General features: G+C 41.0%; 11 protein-coding genes. 8 read left to right on the top strand and 3 right to left on the bottom strand.

The genetic code is table 11. The features are described 5' to 3' along the window. Positions 1-100 precede the first annotated feature (100 nt). The 4 genes from VB836_RS06850 to VB836_RS06835 all read left to right on the top strand — a co-directional run bounded on the left by VB836_RS06850 (position 101) and on the right by VB836_RS06835 (position 2,587). Positions 101-370: a DUF4212 domain-containing protein gene (locus VB836_RS06850; protein ID WP_046278954.1), complete on the top strand. Its 270-nt coding sequence runs from the start codon at positions 101-103 to the stop codon at positions 368-370. 3 nt (positions 371-373) lie between these two features. Then, positions 374-2,065 (top strand): sodium:solute symporter family protein, encoded by a 1,692-nt coding sequence (locus tag VB836_RS06845; RefSeq protein ID WP_323218627.1) that lies wholly within the window; start codon positions 374-376, stop codon positions 2,063-2,065. Between the two features lie 86 nt (positions 2,066-2,151). Continuing rightward, a complete protein-coding gene (locus tag VB836_RS06840; protein WP_046278956.1) occupies positions 2,152-2,406 on the top strand; it encodes a UPF0175 family protein in 255 nt (84 codons plus the stop codon). Further along, a complete protein-coding gene (locus tag VB836_RS06835) occupies positions 2,399-2,587 on the top strand; it encodes a hypothetical protein (protein ID WP_323218626.1) in 189 nt (62 codons plus the stop codon). The genes VB836_RS06840 and VB836_RS06835 overlap by 8 nt, the downstream gene beginning before the upstream one ends. Before the next feature lie 3 nt (positions 2,588-2,590). Here the strand turns inward: VB836_RS06835 and VB836_RS06830 are convergent, their stop codons facing one another. Then, positions 2,591-3,223 carry a phosphoribosylanthranilate isomerase gene (locus VB836_RS06830; RefSeq protein WP_323218625.1) on the bottom strand — a complete coding sequence of 211 codons (633 nt, stop codon included), beginning with the start codon at positions 3,221-3,223 and terminating at the stop codon, positions 2,591-2,593. Positions 3,224-3,468: 245 nt separating this feature from the next. Here VB836_RS06830 and psaK point away from each other — a divergent pair, with 245 nt between their 5' ends. From psaK to VB836_RS06810, 4 genes are all read left to right on the top strand, one after another. Further along, the gene (psaK, locus tag VB836_RS06825) at positions 3,469-3,747 is read left to right on the top strand and encodes a photosystem I reaction center subunit PsaK (protein ID WP_323218624.1); all 279 of its coding nucleotides are present in this window, start codon (positions 3,469-3,471) and stop codon (positions 3,745-3,747) included. A 99-nt stretch (positions 3,748-3,846) separates the two neighbouring features. Then, positions 3,847-5,052, top strand: a complete 1,206-nt coding sequence (locus VB836_RS06820) for a site-2 protease family protein (protein ID WP_323218623.1) — start codon at positions 3,847-3,849, stop codon at positions 5,050-5,052. 114 nt (positions 5,053-5,166) lie between these two features. Then, a complete protein-coding gene (locus tag VB836_RS06815; RefSeq protein ID WP_323218622.1) occupies positions 5,167-8,352 on the top strand; it encodes an ATP-binding protein in 3,186 nt (1,061 codons plus the stop codon). Positions 8,353-8,356: 4 nt separating this feature from the next. Next, positions 8,357-10,165, top strand: a complete 1,809-nt coding sequence (locus VB836_RS06810) for a GGDEF domain-containing response regulator (RefSeq protein WP_323218621.1) — start codon at positions 8,357-8,359, stop codon at positions 10,163-10,165. Positions 10,166-10,195: 30 nt separating this feature from the next. Here VB836_RS06810 and glgB read toward each other — a convergent pair whose 3' ends face one another. Together glgB and VB836_RS06800 are read right to left on the bottom strand one after the other, a co-directional pair. Next, the gene (gene glgB / locus VB836_RS06805) at positions 10,196-12,508 is read right to left on the bottom strand and encodes a 1,4-alpha-glucan branching enzyme (protein WP_323218620.1); all 2,313 of its coding nucleotides are present in this window, start codon (positions 12,506-12,508) and stop codon (positions 10,196-10,198) included. 99 nt (positions 12,509-12,607) lie between these two features. Then, positions 12,608-12,803: zinc ribbon domain-containing protein (locus VB836_RS06800; RefSeq protein ID WP_323218619.1), on the bottom strand; the 196-nt coding region annotated here is incomplete at its 5' end.

Genomic DNA, 12,803 nt, shown 5'->3' with positions numbered 1-12,803 from the left:
TTTATAATATTTTGTCTAAGGATCTACCTTTTGATTAATAATAGCAAAATATTCAACTTTGAGTGAAAGTATAGTTAGTCTTTTCACCTCTCAAAATATCATGAATCCCAACTCTCAAGAACGGCATCAAGCCTACTGGCGTGCCAATATCAAATTAATTATCACTCTCCTGATTATTTGGGCATTTGTTTCTTTAGGATGCGGAATTATTCTGGTTCCTGTCTTGAATAATATTTCTCTCGGTAACGTCCCGTTAGGCTTTTGGTTTGCCCAACAAGGATCAATTTATGTGTTCGTTATTCTGATTTTTGTCTATGCCCATCAGATGGATAAACTGGATCGCAAATACGATATTAAACGGAGAGATTAAATCATGTCAGTAGAAGTTTGGACGACTATTTTAGTGTTGATCTCGTTTATTCTCTATCTCTATATTGGTTGGAGTTCGAGAGTTCGAGATAGTAAAGGATTTTATGTGGCTGGACAAGGCATTCCTGCCCTCGCTAATGGTGCCGCAACTGCGGCGGATTGGATGTCTGCGGCTTCGTTTATTTCGATGGCGGGATTAATCTCTTTTTTGGGATACGATGGTTCCATTTATTTGATGGGATGGACGGGCGGTTATGTGTTGTTAGCGTTGCTTTTGGCGCCTTATTTACGCAAGTTTGGTAAGTACACGGTTCCTGATTTTGTGGGCGATCGCTATTATTCAAATATAGCTCGTTTAGTGGCAGTTTTTGCGGCAATTTTTGTCTCTTTAACCTACGTCGCTGGACAAATGCGAGGGGTGGGAATTGTCTTTAGTCGTTTCCTCCAAGTTAACATCGAAACAGGTGTTGTGATTGGCATGGTGATTGTGGGATTTTTTGCCGTTTTAGGGGGCATGAAAGGCATCACTTGGACACAAGTTGCTCAATATTGTGTGTTAATTTTTGCCTTTTTAATTCCCGCAATCGCTATTTCCCTACTGCTAACCGGAAATCCGATTCCACAACTCAGTTTACCTTTTAGTGATATTCTCCCCAAACTGAATCAAATTCAAACGGATTTAGGGTTTCAAGAATATACCCAACCGTTTGTGAATAAATCTATGTTAGATGTGCTGTTTATCACCATTGCTTTAATGGTCGGAACAGCAGGTTTACCTCATGTTATCGTTCGGTTTTATACGGTTCCTGATGTGCGTGCGGCTCGATATTCTGCGGGTTGGGCGTTGTTGTTTATTGCTCTATTATACACGACTGCACCTGCACTCGCTGCTTTCGCTCGTTACAACTTAATTAGCACGTTACATGACCAACCCATTGAACAAGTTCGTCAGTTAGATTGGGTGAATAAATGGGAAAAAACCGGACTTTTAGGGTTTGAAGATCAGAACAACGACGGACGCTTTCAACTCACTCCTGATCCTGAAACTAACGAAATCAAAATTGACCGTGATATTATCGTTCTTTCGACTCCAGAAGTCGCAAAATTAGCCCCTTGGGTTGTGGCATTAGTAGCAGCAGGAGGACTCGCTGCGGCTTTATCAACGGCTTCGGGTTTATTACTCGTTATTTCGAGTTCAGTCGCTCACGATGTTTATTATCGCATGATTAACCCCGGAGCATCGGAATCTTTGCGGGTAATGGTAGGCCGAATTATGGTCGGTTTTGCGATCGCCATTGCAGGTTATTTTGGGATTAATCCCCCAGGATTTGTTGCGGAAGTTGTGGCGTTTGCATTTGGGTTAGCGGCTGCAAGTTTCTTCCCTGTGATTATTCTTGGAGTGTTCGATAAACGCACCAACCGAGAAGGTGCAATTGCGGGAATGATTGTCGGTTTAGCCTTCACGATGTATTATATTCTTGGGGTGAAATTCTACAATATGGAACCCTGGTTTTTTGGGGTTTCGGCTGAGGGAATTGGAACGTTAGGGATGATGCTTAACTTGATTGTTACGTTTGGGGTTTCTCGCGTTACTCCACCACCACCTGAGTCGGTTCAACGGTTGGTTGAGGAGTTAAGAAGTCCTGGTGATGAACCGCCGGCCATTGAAGAAGTCGGAGAAGACTATTTGGATTAGACAACTTAGGGCGCGGGCATTCAGCGCCCTTACAAAGTTGACAATCAATGCTACTTTAAAAGGTAGACCCGATCAACAATTTTATTATGAGCATTCAGATTCAGATCGATCTTCCTGAAAGTGCTTTCTCAGCCCTGCGAATTAGCCCCCAAGAGTTTGCTCAGGAAATGCGTTTAGCTGCGGTTGTAAAATGGTATGAACTGGGGAAAATTTCTCAGTCAAAGGCGTCAGAGATCGCAGGTATAAGTCGTTATGAATTTCTCACCGCTCTTTCCCGTTATGATGTCTCTCCATTTCAAGTCACCCCTGATGAACTGGCTGAGGAATTAACCCGTGACTAGAAAATGGGTGATTAATGCTTCCCCTCTAATTGTTTTAGCAAAAATTTCTCAGATTGGTTTACTTTCACAGATATGTGATCAGATAGTTATTCCTACGGGAGTTGTTCAAGAAATTAATGATGGAATGGATGACGACTTGGCTAAAATCTGGCTGAACACCGAAATGAGAATGATTAATTAATGATCAGACAGATAGCGATAACACTTGAAATAATTGAGCAACTTTAGTTAAATCTTTATCACCCGGAGAACATTCAACACCACTCGATAAATCAATGCCATCGGGTTTTAATAACGTTAACGCTTCTAATACATTCTCTGGCGTTAAACCTCCAGCTAATAACCACGCACAAGCCGGACGAAATTGTTGTAAACTATGCCAATCTAACGTGTGACCTGTTCCGCCGAGTTGTTGAGGATGATAGGCATCTAAGAGTAAGGTATCAACGTGATGAATATAAGTTTCCGCCAAATCTAAGGCTTCTGGTGTTTTGACTCGAATGGCTTTAATGATTTCTAAATCAGGAAAGAATTGACGCAAGCGATCGCAAAATTCTAGAGATTCGTTACCATGTAGTTGAATTCCGGTCAATTTGGCTTCAGATAGAGTTTGACGAATTTCATCTAAACTCGCATTGGCAAATACTCCGATCCGTTCAACGGTTTTTGGTAACACTTGAATAACAGCTTGAATGTCTTGGGGAGTAATAAACCGAGGTGAACTCGGAACACAAATAAATCCCAGTGTCGTCGCCCCCAACTCGGTGATCGCTTTTCCCTGATCCGGTTTCGTAATTCCACAAATTTTAACGCGCATTTCTCTACCTGAGTCCTTTGTGGTTTAATTCTAAACTCAAATCATTATTGCGATCTTGATGAATCTATCGGAAGTCAGATGAAATATTTTTCCAATCCGACCTGAGTTTGTTGCAAATTTTAACGTCTATGTTAATTATTTCAACAAAACTCTACTTTAGGCAAAAGACTCCCTATAATGCCAGATGATCATTAAAATTCTACCGCATTTTTAGCATCAATCAATTGAATTAGGAGAGCCAAATTTTGATTTACTCATCTTTACTTCTGGCTGTGCAATCTACCGTTCCCTCAACCGCAGCGTGGTCGCCGAAAGTGGCACTGGTAATGATCGCCTGTAACTTATTTGCGATCATCATTGGATTTTATGCGATTCAAAATCGCGGCAAAGGCCCCGCTCTCCCGGTGCAATTACCCGGTTTATTTGCAGGTTTCGGTGTTCCCGAATTGCTGGCTACAGCCAGTTTCGGACATCTACTCGGTGCCGGAATGATTCTCGGACTGAGTAACGCAGGCGTCCTCTAAAGCTCAACGAATAAGGCTGTTGTTGGTACACTGGAAGAAAGAAGATCAATCAATCCTGGATATCAACAACAGGAATAGCGAAAGTCAAGGACAAAGCTCATGCAAGCAGGTTGGCGAATTGGATCGATATTTGGCATTCCACTCTATATCGATTCTTCTTGGTTTTTAATTTTGCTAGTCGTAACCCTTGCCAATGGGCAGGACTACTTGGAGTGGGGGCAAATCTTGTCGTGGACTGCGGGATTAGCCGTGTCGCTTTTGTTATTTGGCTCTGTATTATTGCATGAGCTAGGGCATAGTTTAGTCGCCAAATCTCAAGGAATTCAAGTCAATTCTATCACTTTATTTTTGTTTGGAGGGATTGCATCCATTGATCGGGAATCCAAAACTCCGGGTCAAGCTTTTCAAGTGGCAATTGCAGGCCCTCTCGTTAGTTTAGGATTATTTTTTGTTTTGAGTTTAACGGCTGAGGTTCTGCCCGAATCGAGTTTAACAGGAGCCTTAGCGGATCGGCTAGCTGGAATTAACCTCGTTTTAGCTCTATTTAATATGATTCCCGGCTTACCTTTAGATGGCGGTCAAGTCTTAAAAGCAGCCGTGTGGAAATTCACAGGAAGTCGTTTTACAGGGGTTCGTTGGGCGGCGAGAACAGGTCAACTCATCGGTTGGTTAGCGATCGCATTAGGATTAACAATCTCCTTAGCAGAAAATCAATTTGGGGGATTGTGGATCGCGTTTATTGGTTGGTTTGCGATTCGGAATGCAACCTCCTACAATCGCATGACTGACTTACAAGAAATTTTACTCAAAATCACCGCCGAACAAACGATGACGCGGGAATTTCGCGTTGTTGATGCCGATTTAACCCTGCGAGAATTTGCCGATGAATATCTGATTACACCTGATATTATTCCGGTGTATTTTGCGGCGTCTGATGGTCGTTATCGGGGTTTAGTTTCGGTTGAGGCTCTACGGGTGATTGAACGCAGTCAGTGGAATATTCAAACCCTACATGATATTGTCACACCGCTCGCTCAATTAGTAACAGTCTCGGAAAAATCACCCTTAGTTGAAGTGATTAATTATCTAGAAATCCAAAAACTTCCCCGAATTACCGTTTTATCTCCTGCGGGTGCTGTCGCAGGTATTATTGATCGCGGTGATATTGTTAGAGCGGTGTTAACTCAATTGAAAGTTCCTGTTCCTGAAAGTGAGATCAAACGGATTAAATCAGAAGGAACTTATCCGCCGGGATTACCTTTACCTGCGATCGCTCAAATGGCAGCTTCTTATAACAAATCTTAAAGATAGGGTTGAGGAATCCCAAAAACTTTATCATTGATTTCGCTAGATTTTCTCAGTTCATGCAATCAGAGTTATTATTGGAATGATCAAGTCAGATAAAATGACCTGACTGCTATGCCGATAAAACCGTTTGCTAAAGTTTTTGCTAGACTACCCCTGCGAGTCGTTCTGATTGTTCCCTTTATGCTCCAAATCTTTGGGATAGTCGGATTAGTGGGCTATCTTTCCTATAAAAACGGACAAAAAGCCGTTGAAGATTTAGCACATCAGTTAATGGATGAAATAGGAGATCGGGTTGAGCAGAATTTTTCCAATTATTTGAATAGCCTAGAAAAAGTTACCCGTAATAATGCAGAAATCCTAAAAATGGGGATTTTGCCTTCCGATGATCTCGAACTTTTACAGCGTTACTTTTGGCAACAAATTAAAATTTTTGATCGGGCTAATGCTATTGGAATTGTCACCGAAACGAAAGATTTTTTATTAATTGAAGCTATAGAACCGGGATCTCTAGTTCTGAGAATTTCTAATCAATCTACTCAAGGAGAACAATATAACTACAAACTGAATGAGCAAGGCAATCCGATTCAACTGATTGAAACTCATCGTTACGATCCTCATAACGATCCGCCCGGTAATCCTTGGTATAGCCGAACAAGAGAGGCAGGAAAATTAATCTGGATACACAGTGTTTCTGCGCCTTTAGGTTATGACAAACCGATTGTAACCCTCGTAAATTTTCAACCCTTCTATGATCAGAAAGGCAATTTTTCTGGAGTGGTGACTGCGGCTTTTCATCTCTCTCAAATTGGAGATTTTTTAGCAAAGCTAGATATTGGTAAAACCGGAGAAGCATTTCTTATTAATTCTGAAGGTTTTTTGATTGCAACTTCTACAGGAGAAATGCCTTTTAATCAAAACTTTGATACTGACAAAGCCAAAACCCTCGATCCAAAAAGACGGAAAAAGTTAGCGATTAACAGTCAAAGTTTTCTCGTTCGCAGTGCCACCCAAGCCTTATTTTACCATTTTCCGAGTCTCAAGCACATTGATCATCGTCAACAACTTAAGTTTAAATTAGACAATAAAAGTTATTTTTTACAAGTCAGTCGAACTCAACAAGACAAAAACTTAGACTTCTTGACGGTAATTGTTGTTCCTGAATCTGACTTTATGGCAAGGATTCATGCCAATACTAAAACCACCGTTATTTTATGTATTATAGCTTTAACAGTAGCAACTCTTTTAGGCATTCTCACGGCTCGTTGGCTAACAAAACCCATTCTTAAATTAAATCAAGCCGCTAAAGATATCGCTCAGGGAAAATGGGATAAAATCACAGAAATAAAACGCACGAATGAATTGGGAGAACTCGCTGATTCTTTCAATCAAATGGCTGATCAACTTCAAACTTCTTTTGCGGAACTCAAAGATAGTGAACATCGCCTGATTCAATATCTAGAAGCTTTACCTGTGGGAGTTTCAGTTCATGATAAAACCGGAAAGGTTTATTATACGAATCAAGCCAGTAGAAAACTTTTAAACATTCAATCTCCTTTGGATGCTGAAACAAAAGAACTGAGTCAAGCTTACCAAATTTATCAAGCGGTAACCGGAAAACTTTATCCCACAGAAGCTTTACCCGTTGTTCGTGCTTTAACTGGAAAAACAGTCTACGCTGATGATCTAGAAGTTCAGTATCGTGATCAAATTATACCCCTAGAAGTTTGGGCAACTCCGATTTATAATGAACAAGGTAATATTATTTATACAATTGCCGCTTTTCAAGATATTGCCCAACGTAAACAAGCCGAACAACTTTTAGCAGATTATAACCGAACCTTAGAGATACAAGTTGCTCAACGCACTCAAGAACTCGCAGAAGCCAAAGAAAAAGCCGAAGTTGCAAACAGAGCGAAAAGTGAGTTTATTGCCAATATGAGCCATGAATTACGCACTCCCCTCAATGCTATTCTTGGGTTTTCTCAACTGATGACTGATTCTAATGATCTTTCAAGTGATCATCGAGAAGATATTAACATTATTAAACGGAGTGGTGAATATTTGTTGACGCTGATTAATAATATTTTAGATCTGTGTAAAATAGAAGCTGGAAAAATAACACTCAACCTCAAAAGCTTTGATTTCTATCGACTGTTAGATGAAATAGAAGAATTATTTAAGTTTAAATCGATTAATAAAGGATTACAATTAGATTTTGAACGAGCTGATGATGTTCCTCAATATATTCAAACGGATGAGATTAAGTTACGGGAAGTTTTAATTAACTTACTCAGTAATGCTATGAAGTTCACAAAAGTAGGCGGTGTATCTGTGAGAGTCAAAAGCTTATCAACTCCAGAAACAGAACCTTTAACCGAAACCCTCTATTTTGAAGTCGAAGATACAGGAGTGGGTATCGCTCCCGAAGAACTCAATCAACTCTTTGAAGCCTTTAGTCAAACTCAAAGTGGAAAACAAGTTCAAGAAGGAACGGGTTTGGGGTTGGCAATTAGTCAGAAATTTGTGCAACTGATGGGCGGTGAGATTAACCTTAAAAGTCAAGTGGGAATTGGAAGTGTTTTTAGCTTTAAAATTCAGGTAAACTTAGTTAATCTGACAGAAGTTGAAACGAAAATCTCGCAGCGTCGGATTATTGCCCTTGAACCCAATCAACCGTCTTATAAACTTCTAATTGTTGATGATAATCTGATTAACCGTAAACTTTTAATTAAACTCCTAAATCCTCTGGGGTTTGAACTCCAAGAAGCAACAAACGGTAAAGAAGCAATTAAAATTTGGCAAGATTGGGAACCCCATTTGATTTTTATGGATATGAGAATGCCTGTGATGGATGGTTATGAAGCAACAAAACAGATTAAAACGACAATAAAAGGGCAAGCAACAGCGATTATTGCGATTACAGCCAGTGTGTTAAAAGATGACAAAAACATTATTCTCTCAGCCGGATGTGATGATTTTGTTCGCAAACCGTTTGAAGAATCTATAATATTTGAAATGATCGAAAAACATTTAGGAGTTCGTTATGTTTATGAAGAAACCCATTTAGCTGAAAAGGAAACAATCCGTTATACTTTGGATGCAGAGCGTTTAAAGGTGATGTCAGCAGATTGGTTAGAGGAAGTTTATCAAGCCTCAATGGATTTAGATGATGACTGCATTTTAACGCTGATCGCTCAAATTCCTGAAAATCATGCAACTCTTGCAGCAGCTTTAACAGATTGCGTTCAAAATTTTCGTTTTGATAAAATTATAGATATCATTGAACCGATCAGATAAAAAAATGAATAACCTCTTAGCATCTTCTCAACCTGCAAATATTTTAATCGTTGATGATCAGCCTGACAATATAAAAATTTTAACTCAAATTCTCGGCGCTCAAGGGTATAAGCTGCGAAAAGCAATTCATGGTGAAATGGCTTTAAACTCAGCATTTTCTAAGCCTCCAGATTTAATTTTACTAGATATTGTCATGCCGGGAATAGATGGTTATGAAGTTTGTAAAAAAATCAAAGAAAATCCAGCAACTTCTGATATTCCGATTATTTTTATCAGTGCCTTTAACGAAGCCTTTAATAAAGTCAAAGCTTTTCAAGTGGGCGGAATAGATTATATCACTAAACCCTTTCAAGCTGAAGAAGTATTAGTGAGAGTTCAACTGCAATTAAAACTTCAAGATCAAAAAAAACAACTCAAAGAACAAAATCAACTCCTCCGCCAAGAAATTATTAAACGCCAGCAAGTAGAAACCCAGTTAAGACTATTTGATAAAGCCATCTCTGCTTGTCGTAATGGTGTGATTATTACCGATGCAACTCAAAGCGATCATCCGATTATTTATGTGAATCAAGCTTTTGAAAGAATCACTGGCTATTCCGCTTTAGAAGTTCGGGGTAAAAATTGCCGTTTTTTACAACAGGAAGATCGAGATCAAGCCAATTTAGAGATTATTCGTAATGCCCTAAAAAATCACGAAGATTGTTCAGTTATCCTGCGGAACTATCGCCAAGATGGAGTTCTTTTCTGGAATGAAGTTTCTATTTCTCCAGTGCGAGATGATGCCGGAAATTTCACTCACTATATTGGCATACAAACCGATATTACTGAACGCAAACAAATTGAAGAAGCTTTACAACAATCTGAAGAAAAGTTTGCTTCTGCTTTCCGTGCGAGTCCTGATCCAATTGTGATTACAACTCTAGAAGAAGGACGTTATTTAGAAGTGAATGAAAGTTTTTGTCGTGTGATGGAATATCAACGAGAGGAAGTGATTTATAAAACCGTTAAAGAACTCAATGTTTGGGTTAATTTAAATGAACGGATGAAGTTTATTAAAGCTTTGCAGAAAAGCCAGATGGTGAGGGATAAAGATTTTGAATTTAGAACCAAAACAGGGAAAATTAAAACCCTTTTGATTTCAGCAGAATTGATAGAAGTTGAAAATAAAACTTGTATATTAACAATTGTAAAAGATATTAGCGAACGTCAGAAAATTCTAGCCGCCTTAGAAGAAGCCAACCAAAAATTACAACATTTAGCCAATATTGACGGTTTGACTCAAATTGCTAATCGTCGTAGCTTTGATGAAACATTAGATCGAGAATGGTGTCGAGCGGCTCGTGAACAACAACCTATTTCTTTAATTCTGTGTGATGTGGATTATTTTAAAGGTTATAACGATCATTATGGTCATCAAGCGGGAGATGAATGTTTAGTTCAAGTTGCTCAAGCAATGGCTCAAGCCGTCAAACGTTCAACCGATTTAGTCGCTCGTTATGGCGGTGAAGAATTTGTAGTGATTTTACCGAATACGGATGTTGATGGGGCGGTGCAAGTCGCCGAATTAATTCGCGATAAAATTCGACAGCTTCACATTCCTCATGTCAAGTCTGATATTAGTCAATATATCACCTTAAGTTTAGGGATTTCGAGTCTGATTCCGAGTTGTCTGACTGCTTCCAATATTTTAGTGAATGCAGCCGATCACGCCCTTTATCAAGCCAAACAGCAAGGACGCGATCGCATTATAATTAACAAAAATATTAACAGCAAAAAAACCCAGTCTCTCCAAGAAACTGGGCAATTATTCTAAACTCCAGTCAGATCCTATAGATAAACGAATTTAGGCTTGAGACGCTTCACCTTCGGCTAAAGCAGCAGCCGTTTTTTCTCGATCTAACTTCAGCATCAATACACCCAGAGGCGGTAAACACAGATCCAACGATTGGGGATAATTGTGGAACCACCATTCTTCTGTCCACTTTCCGCCCAGGTTCCCCATGTTGCTTCCGCCATATTCACGAGCGTCACTATTAAACAACTCCGTATAGAAGCCCCCTTCAGGAACCCCAATGCGATAGTGACTGTGAGGTTGAGGCGTGAAATTACACACCGTCACGATAAACTCATTCGTGTCTTTAGCCCGACGAATAAACGACACCACACTATGACGGTTATCGGTACAATCAATCCACTGGAACCCTTCCTCTGCAAAGTCCTGTTCATAGAGTGCAGGTTCAGAGCGATAGAGAGCATTTACATCTTGGAAGAAGCGCTTAATACCCTGATGAGCTTCAAATTGCATCAGCTCCCATTCTAGCGTTCCCCAGGCGTTCCACTCCTTCCACTGAGCAAACTCCATCCCCATAAACATCGTCTTTTTACCGGGGTGAGCAAACATATAGGCAAATAAACACCGGACGTTCGCAAACTTTTGCCAATCATCACCGGGCATTTTACCCAATATATTACTCTTACCATGTACCACCTCATCGTGAGATAGGGCTAACATGAAGTTTTCGCTGTGGTGATACCAAATACTGAAAGTGATGTTATTTTGGTGGAACTGACGGAACCAAGGGTCCATGTGGAAATAATCCAACATATCGTGCATCCAGCCCATGTTCCACTTGAGGTTAAACCCTAAACCGCCCACATAGGTCGGCCAAGACACCATCGGCCAGGAGGTAGATTCTTCCGCAATCATCAAAGTACCGGGATGATAGCCGAACAAGACATGATTGGTTTGACGAATAAAATCAGCCGCTTCAATATGTTCGCAACCGCCGTATTTATTAGCAACCCATTCCCCATCTTCCCGACAATAGTTGAGGTAGAGCATCGAAGCTACTGCATCCACCCGCATTCCGTCAATATGGTATTTATCAAACCAGAATAGAGCGTTAGCCACCAGGAAATTACGAACTTCGTTGCGACCATAGTTAAAAACTAACGTTCCCCAGCCTTTATGTTCTCCAACGCGGGGGTCGCCATGTTCATAGAGGTGAGTCCCATCAAAAAACGCCAAACCATGTCCGTCTTTGGGAAAATGTCCCGGTACCCAGTCTACAATCACGCCAATCCCGTTTTCATGGCATTTATCCACAAGATACATGAAATCTTGAGGCGTTCCAAAGCGAGACGTCGGGGCATAATAACCTGTGACTTGATAGCCCCAAGATCCATCAAACGGATGTTCCGCGACCGGAAGCATTTCAATATGGGTATAGCCGAGTTCCTTAACATAGGGAACTAACTGCTCGGCCATTTCTCGATAGGTCAAAAAGCGACCACCTGGATCAAGTTCAATCGCTTGAATCGCAGGTTCTACAGTGCCATCGGGGAGTTTATGGGGTTCAGACATCGGCGCCCGGTTCCACGATCCGATATGACATTCATAAACGGAAATCGGCTGAGTCAGGGGTTCAGTGTGGCGGCGCTCCTCCATCCACTGAGCATCATTCCACTGATAGGTATCGAGATCGGTAACAATCGAAGCCGTTTTAGGTCTGACTTCCTGTTGAAAACCGTAGGGATCGGATTTTTCATAAATGTGTCCTTCCCAGTTTTTCACCTCGTATTTGTAATGAGCGCCAACGCCGACTTCCGGGATAAACAGTTCCCAAACGCCATTGCCAAATTTCCGCATTTGGTGTTTACGGCCATCCCAATAGTTGAAATCACCCAACACCGAAACGTTACGAGCATTCGGCGCCCAAAGCGCGAAGTAAACACCACTCACCCCATCAATCGTATCTAAGTGAGCGCCAAGTTTCTCATAGATGCGGTGGTGATTTCCTTCGGTAAACAGGTGAATGTCAAAGTCAGTCAGTTTTGGAGAACGGAAAGCATAGGGATCATAAATCACCCGATCATGCTCCCCTTCCTTATAGCGAATTTGATAATTGGCGAGTTTCGGTAGATCAAAATCGAGAATACATTCAAAGAAGTGGGGGTTATGCACCGACTGCATTGCATATTCTTCTCGTTGCTCTGGCAAAATCACCCATGCCGCGTCAGCAGTGGGGAGGTAGGCTCGCACTACCCATACTGTTTTGCCATCCCGTTCGATCTGATGGGGGCCAAGAACTTCAAAGGGATCGTGATGATGATTCCAAACAATCCGGTCAATTTGATCTAGTGCAATGGTCGTCATGGGTTTCACACGCTACTACTACAAACAGGTTAATCTCAAACGAGCAATTCATGTAAACTACCCATCGCCAACGCAAAGCTTTTGGCGTGGGCTCTATCCCTAACCCACCCCATCAGGAAACAACAAAAGTTGCCCCTCTAATTGACAAGAATAGGTCGAGATTTCCGGCTGGTTTACAACAGCCCCTAACTGAGCAATATTCAACGCTCCATTAACGTCAGCGTCATGTTCAAAACCGCAAAAACCACACTTAAACACTTTTCCCTGACGGTAAGACTTTCCCGGTTCGGGGTGG

The sequence above is a fragment of the Limnoraphis robusta BA-68 BA1 genome, assembly GCF_034932365.1.
Taxonomy (GTDB): domain Bacteria; phylum Cyanobacteriota; class Cyanobacteriia; order Cyanobacteriales; family Microcoleaceae; genus Capilliphycus; species Capilliphycus robustus.
Note: the sequence above shows the minus strand (reverse complement) of the source record. Positions and strands in the feature narration are given on the sequence as shown.

Bases quoted from the DNA above. Each gene is read 5' to 3' on its own strand.
- VB836_RS06850 (WP_046278954.1), top strand. From the start codon at position 101: ATGAATCCCAACTCTCAAGAACGGCATCAAGCCTACTGGCGTGCCAAT.
- VB836_RS06845 (WP_323218627.1), top strand. From the start codon at position 374: ATGTCAGTAGAAGTTTGGACGACTATTTTAGTGTTGATCTCGTTTATT.
- VB836_RS06840 (WP_046278956.1), top strand. From the start codon at position 2,152: ATGAGCATTCAGATTCAGATCGATCTTCCTGAAAGTGCTTTCTCAGCC.
- VB836_RS06830 (WP_323218625.1), bottom strand. From the start codon at position 3,223: ATGCGCGTTAAAATTTGTGGAATTACGAAACCGGATCAGGGAAAAGCG.
- VB836_RS06820 (WP_323218623.1), top strand. From the start codon at position 3,847: ATGCAAGCAGGTTGGCGAATTGGATCGATATTTGGCATTCCACTCTAT.
- VB836_RS06815 (WP_323218622.1), top strand. From the start codon at position 5,167: ATGCCGATAAAACCGTTTGCTAAAGTTTTTGCTAGACTACCCCTGCGA.
- VB836_RS06810 (WP_323218621.1), top strand. From the start codon at position 8,357: ATGAATAACCTCTTAGCATCTTCTCAACCTGCAAATATTTTAATCGTT.
- glgB (WP_323218620.1), bottom strand. From the start codon at position 12,508: ATGACGACCATTGCACTAGATCAAATTGACCGGATTGTTTGGAATCAT.